The sequence below is a fragment of the Bosea beijingensis genome (genome assembly GCF_030758975.1).
GTDB lineage: Bacteria > Pseudomonadota > Alphaproteobacteria > Rhizobiales > Beijerinckiaceae > Allobosea > Allobosea beijingensis.
On the sequence record NZ_CP132359.1, the window covers coordinates 2483146 to 2497911 of the forward strand.

At 68.3% G+C, this 14766-nt stretch carries 13 protein-coding genes; 9 read left to right on the forward strand and 4 right to left on the reverse strand.

The features are described 5' to 3' along the window. The first annotated feature begins 85 nt into the window (after positions 1 to 85). Positions 86 to 1318 carry a methionine adenosyltransferase gene (gene metK, locus Q9235_RS11955; protein ID WP_306227488.1) on the forward strand — a complete coding sequence of 411 codons (1233 nt, stop codon included), beginning with the start codon at positions 86 to 88 and terminating at the stop codon, positions 1316 to 1318. A 109-nt stretch (positions 1319 to 1427) separates the two neighbouring features. Next, entirely contained in the window at positions 1428 to 2117 is a 690-nt protein-coding gene (gene trmB, locus Q9235_RS11960; protein ID WP_306227491.1) for a tRNA (guanine(46)-N(7))-methyltransferase TrmB, read from the forward strand. On the opposite strand, the gene Q9235_RS11965 is transcribed toward trmB, so the two are convergent. After that, the gene (locus Q9235_RS11965) at positions 2092 to 3180 is read right to left on the reverse strand and encodes a DUF2336 domain-containing protein (RefSeq protein ID WP_306227493.1); all 1089 of its coding nucleotides are present in this window, start codon (positions 3178 to 3180) and stop codon (positions 2092 to 2094) included. The two genes, trmB and Q9235_RS11965, sit on opposite strands and share 26 nt — an antisense overlap. A gap of 220 nt (positions 3181 to 3400) precedes the next feature. Here Q9235_RS11965 and rimP point away from each other — a divergent pair, with 220 nt between their 5' ends. From rimP to Q9235_RS12000, 7 genes are all read left to right on the forward strand, one after another. After that, complete coding sequence (gene rimP / locus Q9235_RS11970) at positions 3401 to 4099, forward strand: ribosome maturation factor RimP (RefSeq protein ID WP_306227496.1); 699 nt, start codon at positions 3401 to 3403, stop codon at positions 4097 to 4099. 5 nt (positions 4100 to 4104) lie between these two features. Next, positions 4105 to 5697: a transcription termination factor NusA gene (gene nusA, locus Q9235_RS11975; RefSeq protein ID WP_306227499.1), complete on the forward strand. Its 1593-nt coding sequence runs from the start codon at positions 4105 to 4107 to the stop codon at positions 5695 to 5697. Positions 5698 to 5711: 14 nt separating this feature from the next. Further along, entirely contained in the window at positions 5712 to 6401 is a 690-nt protein-coding gene (locus Q9235_RS11980) for an RNA-binding protein (protein ID WP_306227503.1), read from the forward strand. Then, positions 6398 to 9223, forward strand: a complete 2826-nt coding sequence (gene infB / locus Q9235_RS11985) for a translation initiation factor IF-2 (protein WP_306227506.1) — start codon at positions 6398 to 6400, stop codon at positions 9221 to 9223. The genes Q9235_RS11980 and infB overlap by 4 nt, the downstream gene beginning before the upstream one ends. 154 nt (positions 9224 to 9377) lie before the next feature. Next, positions 9378 to 9818: a 30S ribosome-binding factor RbfA gene (rbfA, locus tag Q9235_RS11990; protein WP_306227509.1), complete on the forward strand. Its 441-nt coding sequence runs from the start codon at positions 9378 to 9380 to the stop codon at positions 9816 to 9818. After that, positions 9808 to 10749: a tRNA pseudouridine(55) synthase TruB gene (gene truB, locus Q9235_RS11995; protein ID WP_306228243.1), complete on the forward strand. Its 942-nt coding sequence runs from the start codon at positions 9808 to 9810 to the stop codon at positions 10747 to 10749. Before rbfA ends, truB begins: the two co-directional genes overlap by 11 nt. 6 nt (positions 10750 to 10755) lie before the next feature. Then, the gene (locus Q9235_RS12000; RefSeq protein ID WP_306227512.1) at positions 10756 to 11217 is read left to right on the forward strand and encodes a DUF3592 domain-containing protein; all 462 of its coding nucleotides are present in this window, start codon (positions 10756 to 10758) and stop codon (positions 11215 to 11217) included. Between the two features lie 6 nt (positions 11218 to 11223). On the opposite strand, the gene hemA is transcribed toward Q9235_RS12000, so the two are convergent. The 3 genes from hemA to Q9235_RS12015 form a co-directional block, all read right to left on the reverse strand. Beyond that, positions 11224 to 12435, reverse strand: a complete 1212-nt coding sequence (hemA, locus tag Q9235_RS12005) for a 5-aminolevulinate synthase (RefSeq protein ID WP_306227515.1) — start codon at positions 12433 to 12435, stop codon at positions 11224 to 11226. An 81-nt stretch (positions 12436 to 12516) separates the two neighbouring features. Beyond that, positions 12517 to 13776: an allantoate amidohydrolase gene (locus tag Q9235_RS12010; protein ID WP_306227519.1), complete on the reverse strand. Its 1260-nt coding sequence runs from the start codon at positions 13774 to 13776 to the stop codon at positions 12517 to 12519. A gap of 94 nt (positions 13777 to 13870) precedes the next feature. Next, a complete protein-coding gene (locus Q9235_RS12015) occupies positions 13871 to 14617 on the reverse strand; it encodes an SDR family NAD(P)-dependent oxidoreductase (protein WP_306227521.1) in 747 nt (248 codons plus the stop codon). Between the last annotated feature and the right edge of the window lie 149 nt (positions 14618 to 14766).

Consider the following 14766-nt stretch of genomic DNA (forward strand, 5'->3'; position numbering starts at 1 on the left):
AGCGGATTTTAGCGCTTGACGGCGAACGCGTCCGCTGCAATGACGGGCCGTTCGTTGGGCTGGCGTCGCTGCGCCGGCCTTTTCCATGTGCCGATTCAGGGAACCCCCGACCGTGTCACGCCAGAATTATCTGTTCACCAGCGAGTCCGTCTCGGAGGGGCACCCCGACAAGGTCTGCGACCGCATTTCAGACGAGATCGTCGATCTCTTCTTCAAGGAAGCCGCCAAGGCGGGCATGGATGCGAGCAAGGTCCGCGTCGCCTGCGAGACGCTGGCGACGACCAATCGCGTCGTCATCGCCGGCGAGGTCCGCACCTCGCTCGACGAGAAGGCGATGAAGAGCAAGGTCAAGTCGGCCGCGCGCAAGGCGATCAAGGCGATCGGCTACGAGCAGGATGGCTTCCACTGGAAGAAGTGCAAGATCGACGTACTGCTGCACCCGCAATCCGCGGATATCGCCGTGGGCGTCGATGAGGCCGGCAACAAGGATGTCGGCGCCGGCGACCAGGGCATCATGTTCGGCTATGCCAGCCGCGAGACGCCCGAGCTGCTGCCCGCCCCGATCTACTACGCCCACAAGATCCTGGAGACCCTGACGCTCGCCCGCAAGAAGGGCGAGGGCGACGCCGCCAAGCTCGGTCCGGACGCCAAGAGCCAGGTCACAGTCAAGTACGAGAACGGCAAGCCGGTCGGCGTCACCCAGATCGTGCTCTCGACCCAGCATCTCGACGAGAAGCTGACCTCGGCCGATGTCCGCAAGATCGTCGAGCCCTATATCCGTCAGTCGCTGCCGGATGGCTGGATCTCCAAGGACACGGTCTGGCACATCAACCCGACCGGCAAGTTCGTGATCGGCGGCCCGGACGGCGACGCCGGCCTCACCGGCCGCAAGATCATCGTCGACACCTATGGCGGTGCGGCCCCGCACGGCGGCGGCGCCTTCTCGGGCAAGGACCCGACCAAGGTCGACCGCTCGGCGGCTTACGCGGCGCGCTATCTCGCCAAGAACGTCGTCGCGGCGAAGCTGGCTGATCGCGCCACGATCCAGCTCTCCTACGCCATCGGCGTCGCCAAGCCGCTGTCGATCTATGTCGACCTGCACGGCACCGGCAAGGTCGACGAGGCCAAGCTCGAGGACGTGCTCGGCAAGCTGGTCGATCTGTCGCCGAACGGCATCCGCAACCATCTCGGCCTGAACAAGCCGATCTACGCCAAGACCTCGGCCTACGGCCATTTCGGCCGCAAGGCCGGCCGCGACGGCTCCTTCTCCTGGGAGAAGACCGATCTCGTCGACGCGCTGAAGAAGGCTGTCGCCTGAGCCATCAGGCACAGTCGGACCATCGAACCGGGGCGTGAGCCCCGGTTTTTGTTTGGGCTGTGGCATCGCGGGGCTTGATGTCCGTGTGCCGAGCAGTCAAGGCGGGGCCATGACCGAGCACGACAACGACCGCGCTTTCTACGGCCGCCGCAAGGGCAAGGCCCTGCGCGACGGCCAGAGCCATCTCATGGAGCACACGCTGCCGCGTCTGCGCCTGCCGGAGGGCGATATCACCGATCTCGAGGCGCTGTTCCCGCAGCCCATCGAGGCGGTCCGGCTGGAGATCGGCTTCGGCGGCGGCGAGCACCTGCTGATGCGGATGCGCGAGAGCCCGCAGATCGGCTTCATCGGCGTCGAGCCCTTCATCAACGGCATGGCCAAGCTCCTGGCGGTCGCAGAGCGCGAGGGGCTGACCAATATCCGCGTCTGGGACGACGATGCCGCGCTGCTGCTGCCGCGCTTTCCGGCCGGCAGCCTCGATGCGATCGATCTGCTCTATCCCGATCCCTGGCCGAAGCGCCGGCAGCGCAAACGCCGTTTCGTCTCGGAGCATACGCTAGGCTTGTTCGCTCGCGCGCTTCGCCCCGGCGGGCGCTTCCGCTTCGCCAGCGACATCGACGATTATATCGGCTGGACCCTGTCGCGCCTGATGGCCTCGCCGGATTTCGACTGGACCGACGAGCGGCCGGGCGACTGGCGCACGCCCTATCCCGGCTGGATCCGCACCCGCTACGAGGCGAAGGCGGTCCGCGAGGGGCGCATCTCCAGCTATCTCACGGCTTTGCGTCGCGCATCCTGAGGAAGCCGAGCACGCGCTGCGCGGTGCCCTGGGCGAGGGTGCGGAAGCTCTCGCGGGCGCGGTCGACCGCGGCCTGCGACTTGCCGAAATCCTTGCGCAGCGAGATCAGCGCCGCCGTGGTCTCCCACGACCAGCCGAGCGCGCGCGCCACCAGCAGCACCGCCTCGCGGTCGCTGCCGAGGATGATCTGCTCGCTCGCCGGCAGGCCGAGCTGCGCCAGCACGGCCACGCCGCAGATCGCGTGTTCGGTCGCGCCTTCCTGGGCATAGGTACGGACCTTGGCCTCGTCGAGCAGGCCGGCCTCGTTGAGCTCGCGAATATTGACGAGCGCCGCGCTGATCGCGCCGAGCTCGCCCGGCATCTGGCCGCCCGCCGTGATCGCATCCGCCCCGCGCTCGACCGCATTGTCGACATCGTTGGCGAACGTCGGCTCGAGGCTCTCGCTGAGCCGTCGCCGGGCGGAATTCTTGGCGGCGGTCATGAGCTGCGCGACGAGCTCGGTCGGAATGTCGCGCCGCAAGCCCAGCGTCGCCTGGAGCGCATCGTCCTGCGCCGCGCGCATCACCAGCACGCCCATGCCGTGGCGGGAGAAGCGCGCGGTCTGGTTGGCGGCGACGGCATGGGTCACGACGCGCCCACCGCGCAGGATCAGAAAATCGGTGACGGGTTCGCCGAGCTCGGGCCGCTCGGTGATCGCCAGCATATGGTCGCGCCCCTTGGCGGCGGAGACCGCCACGAGGTCCTGGTCGTTCAGGCGCGGTGACTGCACCAGCACGGCGCGCGCCACGGCGATCTCGTCGAGAGCGAGCTGGCGGACGACGCCGCTCGGCGCGTTCGGCACCGGCGCGATCCGCTCCGACAATTCGACGCGGGCGCGAAGTTCGATGGCGCGCGACAGCCGCCCGATCACCACGTCGAAGACGCCGACCTGCTCCTCGTCCATATGGACGGCGGTCGCCAGGAACAGGTCCGTCAGTCGCGACAGGATGTCGGCGCGCTCGTCGCTCGAGCCGCGCAGCATCGTGGATTCGAGATCTCGCAGCAGCGAGCCGACCGCACTCATACCAAGTCCTCAACCGGTATTCCGTCGCGTCATCTGACACGCGAAGGATGACCATCGGGTTAGCGCCGCCGCAACCGAGCTTGCATATCGGGGCGATGCGGACTAAATAGCGGCCAACAGCTCTGGTATCGGTTAACGCCGATGATCAAGAGCGGGCCCACCGGCCCGCTCTTTTTTATTGGCCGCGACCCGCCGGAGGCAGACGGAACGGTCTCAGGCCATGAGTGAACCCACCCACGAGCCGACAGCGGCACCCGATCAGGAACCCCGCCTCGTCGTCGAAAGCGGCGTGGCGTTGCGCGTTGCCGCGATCATCGAGCCGGCGATCGTCGATCTCGGCTACCGGCTGGTGCGCGTGCGCGTCACCGCCCAGAACGGCTGTACCCTGCAGATCATGGCAGAGCGGCCGGACGGCACGATGAATGTCGAGGGTTGCGAGGAGATCAGCCAGGCGGTCTCGCCGGCGCTCGACGTCGATGATCCGATCCAGGCGGCCTATCATCTCGAAGTCTCGTCGCCGGGCATCGACCGTCCGCTGGTGCGCGCCAGCGATTTCGAGCGCTGGGCCGGTCACCTGACCAAGATCGACACGAGCGAGCCGGTTGCCGGCCGCAAGCGCTTCCGTGGTATCCTGCGCGGCGCCGCCGGCCAGGATGCGCTGCTGACGCGCGACGACGCCAAGAGCGAGGAAGAGCGCGACGTCGCGATTCCGATGCGCGCGATCGCCGAGGCCCGCCTCGTCCTGACCGACGCGCTCATCACCGAGGCGCTGCGCCGCGGCAAGTCCGGCCTGCCGCCGGAAATGCCGCAGGCCGACGACATCGCCAGCCCGAAGAAGGGCCGAGGAAAATCGCTGGGGCCGCGGCCGAAGAAGGCCGACACGCAGGCCCCGCACGAAAACGATAACGAAGAGGAGTGAGCGTCATGGTCGTCAGCGCCAACCGGCTCGAACTGCTGCAGATCGCCGACGCGGTCGCCCGCGAGAAGTCGATCGATCGTCAGATCGTCGTCGACGCCATGCAGGACGCCATCGCCAAGGCCGCCCGCTCGCGCTACGGCATCGAGACGGACGTCCATGCCGAGATCAACACCAAGACCGGCGAGCTGCGCCTCGCCCGCCATCTCCAGGTCGTCGACACCGTCGAGAACCCGGCGATCGAGATCACCGTCGACGAGGCCAAGCGCCATAATCCCGCCGCGCAGGCCGGTGACGTCATCGCCGATCCGCTGCCGCCCTTCGATTTCGGCCGCATCGCCGCCCAGTCGGCCAAGCAGGTCATCGTCCAGAAGGTCCGCGAGGCCGAGCGCGACCGCCAGTACGACGAGTACAAGGATCGCATCGGCGAGATCGTCAACGGCGCGGTCAAGCGCGTCGAATACGGCAATGTCTTCGTCGATCTCGGCCGTGGCGAAGCGATCATCCGCCGCGACGAGATGATCCCGCGCGAGACCTTCAAGGTCGGCGACCGGGCTCGCGCCTATGTCTACGACGTGCGCCGCGAGCCGCGTGGCCCGCAGATCTTCCTGTCGCGCACCCATCCGCAGTTCATGGCCAAGCTCTTCGGCCAGGAAGTGCCGGAGATCTATGACGGGATCGTCGAGGTGAAGGCCGTCGCCCGCGATCCGGGCTCGCGCGCCAAGATCGCCGTGATCTCGCGCGATTCCTCGATCGACCCGGTCGGCGCCTGCGTCGGCATGCGCGGCTCGCGCGTGCAGGCCGTGGTCGGCGAGCTCCAGGGCGAGAAGATCGACATCATTCCGTGGTCGCCGGATGTCGCGACCTTCGTCGTCAACGCGCTGCAGCCGGCGGAAGTCGCCAAGGTGGTGCTCGACGAGGAAGCCGACAAGATCGAGGTCGTGGTTCCCGACGAGCAGCTCTCGCTCGCCATCGGCCGCCGTGGCCAGAACGTGCGCCTCGCCTCGCAGCTCACCGGCTGGGACATCGACATCCTGACCGAGCAGGAGGAGTCCGAGCGCCGCCAGAAGGAATTCGTGCAGCGCACCGACCTGTTCATGAACGCGCTGAACGTCGACGAGACGGTCGGCCAGCTCCTGGCTTCGGAAGGCTTCCGCAATGTCGAGGAGCTCGCCTATGTCGATCTCTCCGAGCTCGCCTCGATCGAGGGCTTCGACGAGGACACCGCCGGCGAAATCCAGAGCCGCGCGCAGGAGCATCTCGCTGCCGTCGAGGCGGAGCTGGACGAGAAGCGTCGTGCGCTCGGCGTCGAGGACGCCTTGCGCGAGGTCGATGGCGTCACCACTTCCATGATGGTCGCGCTCGGCGAGAACGACGTGAAGAGCGTCGAGGATCTCGCGGGCTGCGCCACGGACGATCTCGTCGGCTGGACCGAACGCAAGGACGGCGAGAGCACCCGTCACGCTGGCTATCTCGACGGGTTCGACCTGTCGCGCCAGGACGCTGAAGCGATCATCATGGCCGCCCGCATCCATGCGGGCTGGGTCGAGGCGCCGGCCGAGGAGCCTGAGGCGGAAGCCGACGAGGCGGCCGAGGCCTGAGCGGAGCCCGCGGAGTGAAAGCGGCGACGCAGAAGGAAACGGAACGGAGTTGCGTCGTCACCCGTGCGGTGAAGGCGCCCGACGATCTGATCCGCTTCGTCGCCGGGCCTGACGGTACCTTGGTGCCGGATCTCAGGCGCAAGCTCCCCGGACGCGGCGTATGGGCGAGCCTCAGCCGCAAGACGGTGGCCGAGGCGATCAAGCGCAAGGCCTTCGAGCGCTCGCTCAAGGCGAAGGTCGCGGTTCCCGCCGACCTTCCGGACATGATCGATGCGCTGATGCTGCGCGATGCGCTGCAGGCGCTCTCGATGGCCAACAAGGCGGGGCTCGTCATCGCGGGCTTCGCCAAGGTCGAGGCCCTGATCGGCTCGGGTCGCTGCGTCGGCGTGATCGCTGCCAGCGACGGGGCCGAGGACGGCAAGCGCAAGATCGGCCAGGCCGTCAGGCGGCTTGGCGCGGCGCGCGAGGCCGAGGGGCTCAAGGCCCGCGAACTGCCCGTCGTCACGATTTTCGCGGCGGCGGATTTGGAATTGGCGTTGGGGCGGGCACATGTGATACATGCCGCGCTTGCTCCGGGACCGGCGGCCGAGGGTGTGCTCTCCCGCTGGCGTCGGCTCGTCCGGTATCGGACGGACGATACCGCCGCATCCGACCAGAACGACACCGAAGACACGACCGAACCGGCAGGACCGAACGCGGAATGACCGATACCAAGAACCCGGGCGACAAGACACTCTCCGTCAACCCGCCCAAGACCCTGTCGCTGAAGCGGCCTGTCGAGCAGAGCACTGTTCGCCAGAGCTTCTCGCATGGGCGCACGAAGCAGGTCGTCGTCGAGGTCAAGCGCCGCGCCGCCGGGCATGAGGTCAAGGAGCCCGTCGCGCCGCGTGCGCCGCAGGCCCCGGCTCCGCAGGCGACCCCGCCGCGGCCGGCCGCTCCGCAGCCGGCCCAGCGCCCTGCCGGCAGCATGCTGCTGCGCACCCTCTCCGACGAGGAGAAGGACGCCCGTCAGCGCGCCCTGTCGGAAGCTCGCAGCAGCGAGGCCGAGGCCCGCCGCATCGCCGAGGACGAGGCGCGCCAGCGCGCCGCGGCCGTCGAGCGCGAGCGCCAGGAGCGCGAAGCCGCGGCCGCCCGTCAGCGGCAGGAGGAAGAGCGCCGCCGTCAGGAAGACGACCAGAAGCGCCGTGTCGAGATGGCTGCGCGCCAGCGCGACGAGCAGCCGGCCCGCCCGGCAGCCCCGCCGCCGCAGGCTCGTGAGGCCGCCCCTGCGCCCCAGGCCCCGGCTCCGCAGCCGACCCAGTATTACGGCCGTCCGGCCCCGTCCGGCCCGCGCGAGTTCACCTCGCGCCCGCCGATGCGCGACACCGGCGCCCGCCCGCCGCGTCTCGACGGCCGTCCGCCGCGCTCCGATTCGCCGCGCCCGCCGCGTCTCGACACGACGGCTCCGTCCGAGCCGGCCGTCGTGCGCCCGGCCCGTCAGGCCCCGTCTTCCAGCGGTGCGCCGCGCAATCGCTCGGACGATGTCGATGTGAAGGCCGCCTTCCGTCGTCCCGGCCTGAGCGCCGGCGCCGGCCGTGGCCCGGCTCCCGCCGCGCCGAAGACGCCGAAGACCACCAACGACAAGCCGCGCGGTCGCCTGACGCTATCGACCGCGACCGGGAGCGATGACGAGCGCACGCGTTCGGTCGCCTCGTTCCGCCGGCGCGTGCAGCGCATGACCGGCCATCGCGCGTCGGATGCTCAGAAAGAGCGCGTGATGCGCGAGGTGATCATCCCCGAGACGATCACCATCCAGGAACTCGCGAACCGCATGACGGAGCGCGGCGTCGACGTCATCCGCCTGCTGATGAAGCAGGGCGCGATGCACAAGATCACCGACGTGATCGATGCCGACACCGCCCAGCTCATCGCCGAGGAAATGGGCCATACCGTCAAGCGTGTCGCCGAGTCGGACGTCGAGGAAGGCCTGTTCGATACGCCGGACACCGACGAGACCCTGGAGTCGCGGCCGGCGGTCGTGACCATCATGGGCCATGTCGACCACGGCAAGACCTCGCTGCTCGACGCCATTCGCAAGACCAAGGTCGTCACCGGCGAAGCCGGTGGCATCACCCAGCATATCGGCGCCTATCAGGTGACGACGCCGCTGGGCAGCCAGGTGACCTTCATCGACACGCCCGGTCACGCTGCCTTCACGGCGATGCGCGCCCGCGGTGCCAAGGTGACGGACGTGGTCGTGCTGGTCGTGGCGGCCGATGACGGCGTCATGCCGCAGACGGCCGAGGCGATCCATCACGCCAAGGCGGCCGGCGTGCCGCTGATCGTGGCGATCAACAAGGTCGACAAGTCCGACGCCAATCCGGATCGCGTCCGCGCCGAACTGCTCCAGTACGAGATCCAGGTCGAGACGCTGGGCGGCGAGACGCTCGAAGTCGAGGTGTCCGCCAAGACCGGCCACAACCTCGACAAGCTGCTCGAGGCGATCTCGCTGCAGGCCGAACTGCTCGATCTCAAGGCCAACCCGGATCGCGCCGCCGAAGGCACGGTCATCGAGGCCAAACTCGATCGTGGCCGCGGTCCGGTCGCGACCGTTCTCGTCCAGCGCGGCACGCTGCGCACCGGCGACATCGTCGTGGCGGGCGCCGAATGGGGCCGCGTCCGCGCCCTGATCGCCGATACCGGCGCGCAGGTGAAGGAGGCTCCGCCCTCCATGCCGGTCGAGGTGCTCGGCTTCAACGGCACGCCCGAGGCCGGTGACCGCGTCGCGGTCGTCGAGTCCGAGGCCCGCGCCCGCGAGATCACCGATTACCGCGAGCGTCAGCGTCGCGACCGCCTCGCCGCCCGCGGCGCGGCTTCGGGCGCCGGCCGCTCGCTCGCCGAGATGATGCGCGAGCTCAAGGAAGGCGCCGGCCGCAAGGAATTCCCGCTCGTCGTCAAGGGCGACGTGCAGGGCTCCGTGGAAGCCATCGTCGGAGCGCTCGAGAAGGTCGGCAACGAGGAGGTCCGCGCTCGCGTGCTCTCGTCGGGTGTCGGCGCCATCACCGAGTCGGATGTCACCCTTGCCCAGGCTTCGGGCGCGGTGGTCGTCGGTTTCAACGTCCGCGCCCACAAGGAAGCGCGCGAGGCGGCCGACCGGGCCGGCGTCGAGATCCGCTACTACAACATCATCTATAACCTCATGGATGACGTGAAGGATGCGATGTCGGGCCTGCTGGCGCCGACCCTGCGCGAGACCATGCTCGGCAACGCGACGATCCTCGAGATCTTCAACGTCTCGAAGGTCGGCAAGATTGCCGGCTGCCGCGTCACCGACGGCACGATCGAGCGCGGCGCCAATGTCCGCCTGATCCGCGACAACGTCGTGGTTCACGAGGGCAAGCTCGGCCAGCTCAAGCGCTTCAAGGACGATGCCAAGGAAGTCGTGGCCGGCCAGGAATGCGGCATGGCCTTCGAGAACTACCAGGACATGCGCGCCGGCGACGTGATCGAGTGCTATCGCGTCGAAGAGATCAAGCGCAGCCTCTGAGGCTGCGCTTCCTGAAACAGCGCGTCATGGCCGGGCCCTGGGGTCCGGCCATCTCGTGACGAGAAGAGCGAGTCCAGCGCCTCATCTTTGAAGAGACGGCGGGCCTGGCCCGCCGGGACGTTTGGTCCGGTCCGATCCCGGAGAAACGAGAACCATGGCTAAACCTGCAAAACCCTCAGGCCCGTCCCAGCGGCAATTGCGCGTCGGCGAGCTGATCCGCCATGCGCTGGCCGAAATGCTCGCGCGCGGCGACATCCATGACGACGTGCTGGCGAAGCATGTCGTGACCGTGCCTGAGGTGCGCCTCTCGCCGGATCTCAAGCTCGCGACCTGCTACATCATGCCGCTCGGCGGGCTGGACATCGCCCCCGTGCTCAAGGCGCTCGACGCCAACAAGCGCTATCTGCGTGGCGAGATCGCCCATCGCGTGAACCTGAAATACGCGCCGGACCTGCGCTTCCGCGCCGATGAGAGCTTCGCCGAGGCCGAGCGCATCGACGCGCTGCTCGACACCGAAGCGGTGCGCCGCGACACCCAGGTCCAGCGCCTCAGGATCGACCAGGACCACGAAGACGACCGTGACGATGACCGCTGAGAACGCCCCCGAAATCGCCCAGGACGCCGCGCCGGCGCCGCGCCCGAAGAAGCGCGACGTCCATGGCTGGGTCATCCTGGACAAGCCGATCGGCATGACCTCGACCCATGCGGTCAGCGTCGTGAAGCGCGCTTTCGGCGCCAAGAAGGCCGGCCATGCCGGCACGCTCGATCCGCTGGCCTCCGGCCTGCTGCCGATCGCGCTGGGCGAGGCGACGAAGACCGTTCCCTTCGTGATGGACGGCCGCAAGGCCTATCAGTTCACCGTTGCCTGGGGCACGCAGACCAATACCGACGACACCGAGGGCAGCGTCATCGCGACCTCGGACAAGCGCCCGGACGAGGCTGCGATCGCAGCTCTGCTGCCGCGCTTCACCGGCACAATCCTGCAGACGCCGCCCAAGTTCTCGGCGATCAAGATTGCCGGCGAACGCGCCTATGACCTCGCCCGCGACGGCGAGGAGGTTGAGCTGGAGGCGCGGCCCGTCGAGATCGACGCGCTCCGCATCGTCAGCCATGACGGCGCCACCACCACCTTCGAGGCCGAATGCGGCAAGGGCACCTATGTCCGTGCCATCGCTCGCGATCTCGGGCTCGCGCTCGGCTGCCTCGGCCATGTCGCGCATCTGCGCCGTACCCGCGTGGGTCCTTTCACGGTGGCGGAGGCCGCGAGTGTCGAGACCCTGCGCGAGAGCCCGGAGAGCGCGCTGACGGCCCTCCAGCCGGTCAAGGCGGCGTTGACGCTGATCCCGGAAATCGTGCTCCACCGCGACGCCGCCGCCCGTCTCAAGCGCGGCCAGAGCGCCTTGCTGCGTGGCGCCGGGGCTCCGATCGAGCTGGAGGCGGCTTACGCCACCTGCGCCGGCACGCTGGTCTCGACGGGCTCGGTCCAGAACGGCGAATTCGTCCCCCATCGCGTCTTCAATCTCTGAGGGCGGATGGGCGAAAGCCGCAGGAAGCAACGGTTCGGGGGCCTTGCCCAGGATGGCAGGCTCCTGTTCTGGCGCATCGGCTGCGTTTTCGGCATCGCCGCCGTCATTCTGGCGACGGCCTGCTATTTCACCTACAGCCATAACCAGAAGCTGCTGGCGCGCGCCGAGCGCGCTGCCGGAACGGTGCTCGAACTCCGGCATGGCGGTGGGAACTCGACCTATCGCCCGGTCGTGAGCTTTCAGACGGCGCAGGGACAGGCCGTCACCTTCGTGGCGTCATGGGGGACGAGTCCGCCGGCTTATAGCAGGGGCGACCGGGTGACCGTGCTCTATGACGCAGCGACGCCGGAAAAGGCCGAGATCGAGGGCTTCCTCTCCCTGTGGCTGGGAACCCTGATCCTCGCCGGCCTGACAACGGTCTTCGGGCTGCTCTCGGCGATCCTGATGATCGTGGCCAAGCGCGGCTGAGCGGCCTCAGGCCGCCCGCTTCAACCCGTCTCGCGCCCAGATCGCGCCGAGCGCCGCCACCAGTGCGTCAATATCGGCGTCGGAATGGAAGGGCGAGGGCGTGATCCGCAGCCGCTCCGTGCCGCGCGGCACGGTCGGGTAGTTGATCGGCTGGACATAGATGTCGAAGCGGGCGAGCAATTCGTCGCTGATCGCCTTGCAGGCCTGGGCATCGCCGACCATCACCGGCACGATATGGCTGGGATTGGCCAGATGCGGGATGCCGGCAGCATCCAGCTTCGCCCGCAAGGCCGCGACGCGGTCCTGCTGACACTCGCGCTCAGTGGAGCTCTCCTTGAGATGCCGGATCGCCGCGATCGCGCCGGCCGCCACGGCGGGCGGCAGCGAGCTGGAGAAGATGAAGCCGGAGGCAAAGCTGCGGATGAAGTCGCAAAGCGCCGCCGAGCCGGTGATATAGCCGCCGATCACGCCATAGGATTTCGCCAGCGTACCCTGGATCAGGGTGAGTCGGTCGGTCAGGCTCTCGCGCTCCGAGATGCCGCCGCCGCGCGCGCCGTAGAGGCCGACGGCATGGACCTCGTCGATATAGGTCATCGCGCCGAATTCGTCGGCGATGTCGCAGAACTCCCGGACCGGCGCGATGTCGCCATCCATCGAATAGACCGACTCGAAGGCGATCAGCTTCGGCCTGTTCGGATCGAGCACCGCGAGCTTGCGGCGCAGGTCGGCCGGGTCGTTATGCGCGAAGATATGCTTCTCGGCCCGCGAATGCCGGATGCCCTCGATCATCGAGGCATGGTTCAGCCCGTCGGTCAGGACGATGCAGCCGGGAATGCGCGCGGCCAGCGTCGAGAGCGAGGCCCAGTTCGAGACATAGCCGGAATTGAAGATCAGCGCGGCTTCCTTGCCGTGCAGGTCGGCGAGTTCGCGCTCCAGCAGGACATGGTAGTGGTTGGTGCCGCCGATATTGCGGGTGCCGCCGGCGCCGGCGCCGCTGCCATCGAGCGCCCTATGCATCGCGGCGAGCACCTTCGGATGCTGGCCCATGCCGAGATAGTCGTTCGAGCACCAGACGGTGACGTCGCGCGGGCCGCTTTCGCCATGATAGGTCGCGAGCGGGAAGCGGCCGGCCTGGCGTTCCAGATCGGCGAAGACGCGATAGCGGCCTTCGCTGCGCAATCCGTCGAGTTCCCGGCGGAAGAAGTTCTCGAAATCCATGGCCAGCCTCCTGCGGCGCGCCTCTCCTAGGCCCTTCGGGCCGGTTGCGGAATGGAGCGCGGTGTCGCGGCTGGAATTGTTCTACTTCGCCTGTTCGGCGAGCTCCAGAATCGTTTCGATGAGGACGCGAACGGCGATGCCGGCATCGGCCTCGGTCATGTTCTCCCGCGGGGAGTGGCTGATGCCCTTCTCGTTGCGCACGAAGAGCATGGCGACGGGCGCTACCTGCGCGATCGCCATGGCGTCGTGCCCGGCGCCGGAAGGCAGGCGCCGGCCGGCGAGATTGCCGCCGCTGCGGGCGATGCCCGCGGCGAAGGCATCCTGCAGCCTGGGCGCCATCGGCACGGCCGCGGCCCTGGCATAGGGGACGATCTCGAGGCCGACGCCGCGCCGTGCCGCGATCTCGCCGAAGCGTTTGCGGATCTCCGCGTCCATCGCCGCAAGCGTTGCATCCTTCGGGGCGCGGAAATCGATGGTGAACTCGGCGGCGCCGGGGACGACATTGGTCGCGCCGGGGTCAGGGCGCAGCACGCCGACCGTGCCGACGGCGAGTTCATGCGCGCCGGCGATCTGCTCCAGCGCCAGCGCCATCTCGGCCGCGGCGGTCAACGCATCCTTGCGCAACGCCATCGGCACGGTGCCGGCATGGCCGGCCTCGCCGGTGATACGCACCTGCGCGCGGCTCTGCGCGTTGATGGCGGTGACGATGCCGACCGCTTCGTTCTCCGCTTCCAGCACCGGCCCCTGCTCGATATGCACTTCGAGATAGGCCTGGATCGAGCCGGGCTTGCGGGCCAGCGCCGGAATTCCGGCCGGATTGCCGCCGAAGGCCACCAGGGCCTCGCCGAGCTTTACGCCTTCGCTGTCGCGCGCCTCCAGCCAGGCCGGGTCATAGGCACCGGCCAGCGCCTCGGAGGTCGAGAGATGCGTGGGAAAGCGGACGTTCTCCTCGTCGCCGAAGCCGACCACCTCCAGCGGGAAGGGCAGGCTGATCCCGGCATCGCGCAGGGCTTGGGCCGCCAGAATGCCGGCGACGACGCCGAGATTGCCGTCGAAGCGCCCGCCATCCTTCACCGTGTCGATATGCGAGCCGATCAGCACGGCAGGCGCGCCCGGCACGCTGCCCTCGCGCCGGCCCTGTACCGAGCCGGCGGCATCGATGAAGGTGGTGAGCCCCGCGACTTCCATCGCGCCCTTGACCCATTCCGCCGCCTGCTTGTGCGCGGGCGAGAGATAGAGGCGCGTCAACTTGCCGGGCTCGTCGCTGAAGCGATTGAGGCCGGCAAGCGCGGCGAAGGCACGGGCGCCGAGAACGGCGGCGGAAGGGAGCGTCTGCTTCATGCCGCCAAGCTAGATCACGGTTCCGAAAACCGCGACGGGCAATTTCGCCAAGCAGCTTCTCCCCAGTGGCATTATCCGCCGCGCTCGTTCCGTCTCAGTAGGTTGCGCGGCCGCCGGACAGGTCGAAGACGCCGGCCGTGGTGAAGCTGTTTTCGGCCGAGGCCAGGAAGGCGACCATCGCGGCGACCTCGTCGGGCAGCAGGAAGCGCCCGCGCGGGATCTTCGCCAGCATGTAGCCGATATGCTCCTCGCTCATCTGGTCGAAGATGCGGGTGCGCGCCGCCGCCGGCGTGATGCAGTTCACCGCAATGTCCTTGTCGGCGAGCTCCTTGCCGAGCGATTTCGTCAGCGCGATCACCGCCGCTTTCGAGGCGGAATAGGCAGAGGCGTTGGGATTGCCCTCTTTGCCGGCGATCGACGCGACCAGGACGATGCGCCCGTAATTGCGCTTGACCATGCCGGGGATGACCGAGCGGCAGCAATGCAGCGTGCCGTCGACATTGAGCTTCATGACGCGGGCCCAGTCCTCCAGCGGATATTCCCAGGTCTTGTGATTGGGCCCGGCGATGCCGGCGCTGGTGACGAGGATGTCGATGCTGCCATGCTGGGCCTCCAGCGCGTCACTCGCCTTCTGGACGGCATCGGCATCGGTCACGTCGACACCGACGCCGATCGCGCCATGGCCGATCTCGGCCGCAGCCTTGGCGGCGAGCGCGGCGTCGACATCCCAGATCGCGACGGTCGCGCCGCTCTGGGCGAAACGTTCGGCGACGGCGCGGCCGATGCCTTGCGCCCCGCCGGTCACGATGGCGACGCGCTTCTTTAAATCGATTTGGTTCATGCCCAGCCCTCCCGAACGTCTCAAGCAAGTCACCCTAGCCGGCCGGGTCGGCACCGGCCAGAGGGCATCGCCGCTCCGAAGAAATGCGCAGGGCCGCCATGCGTTTCGTTAAGGATGACTGCAAAAAAACCGGAACCCGCAGGCGCTCG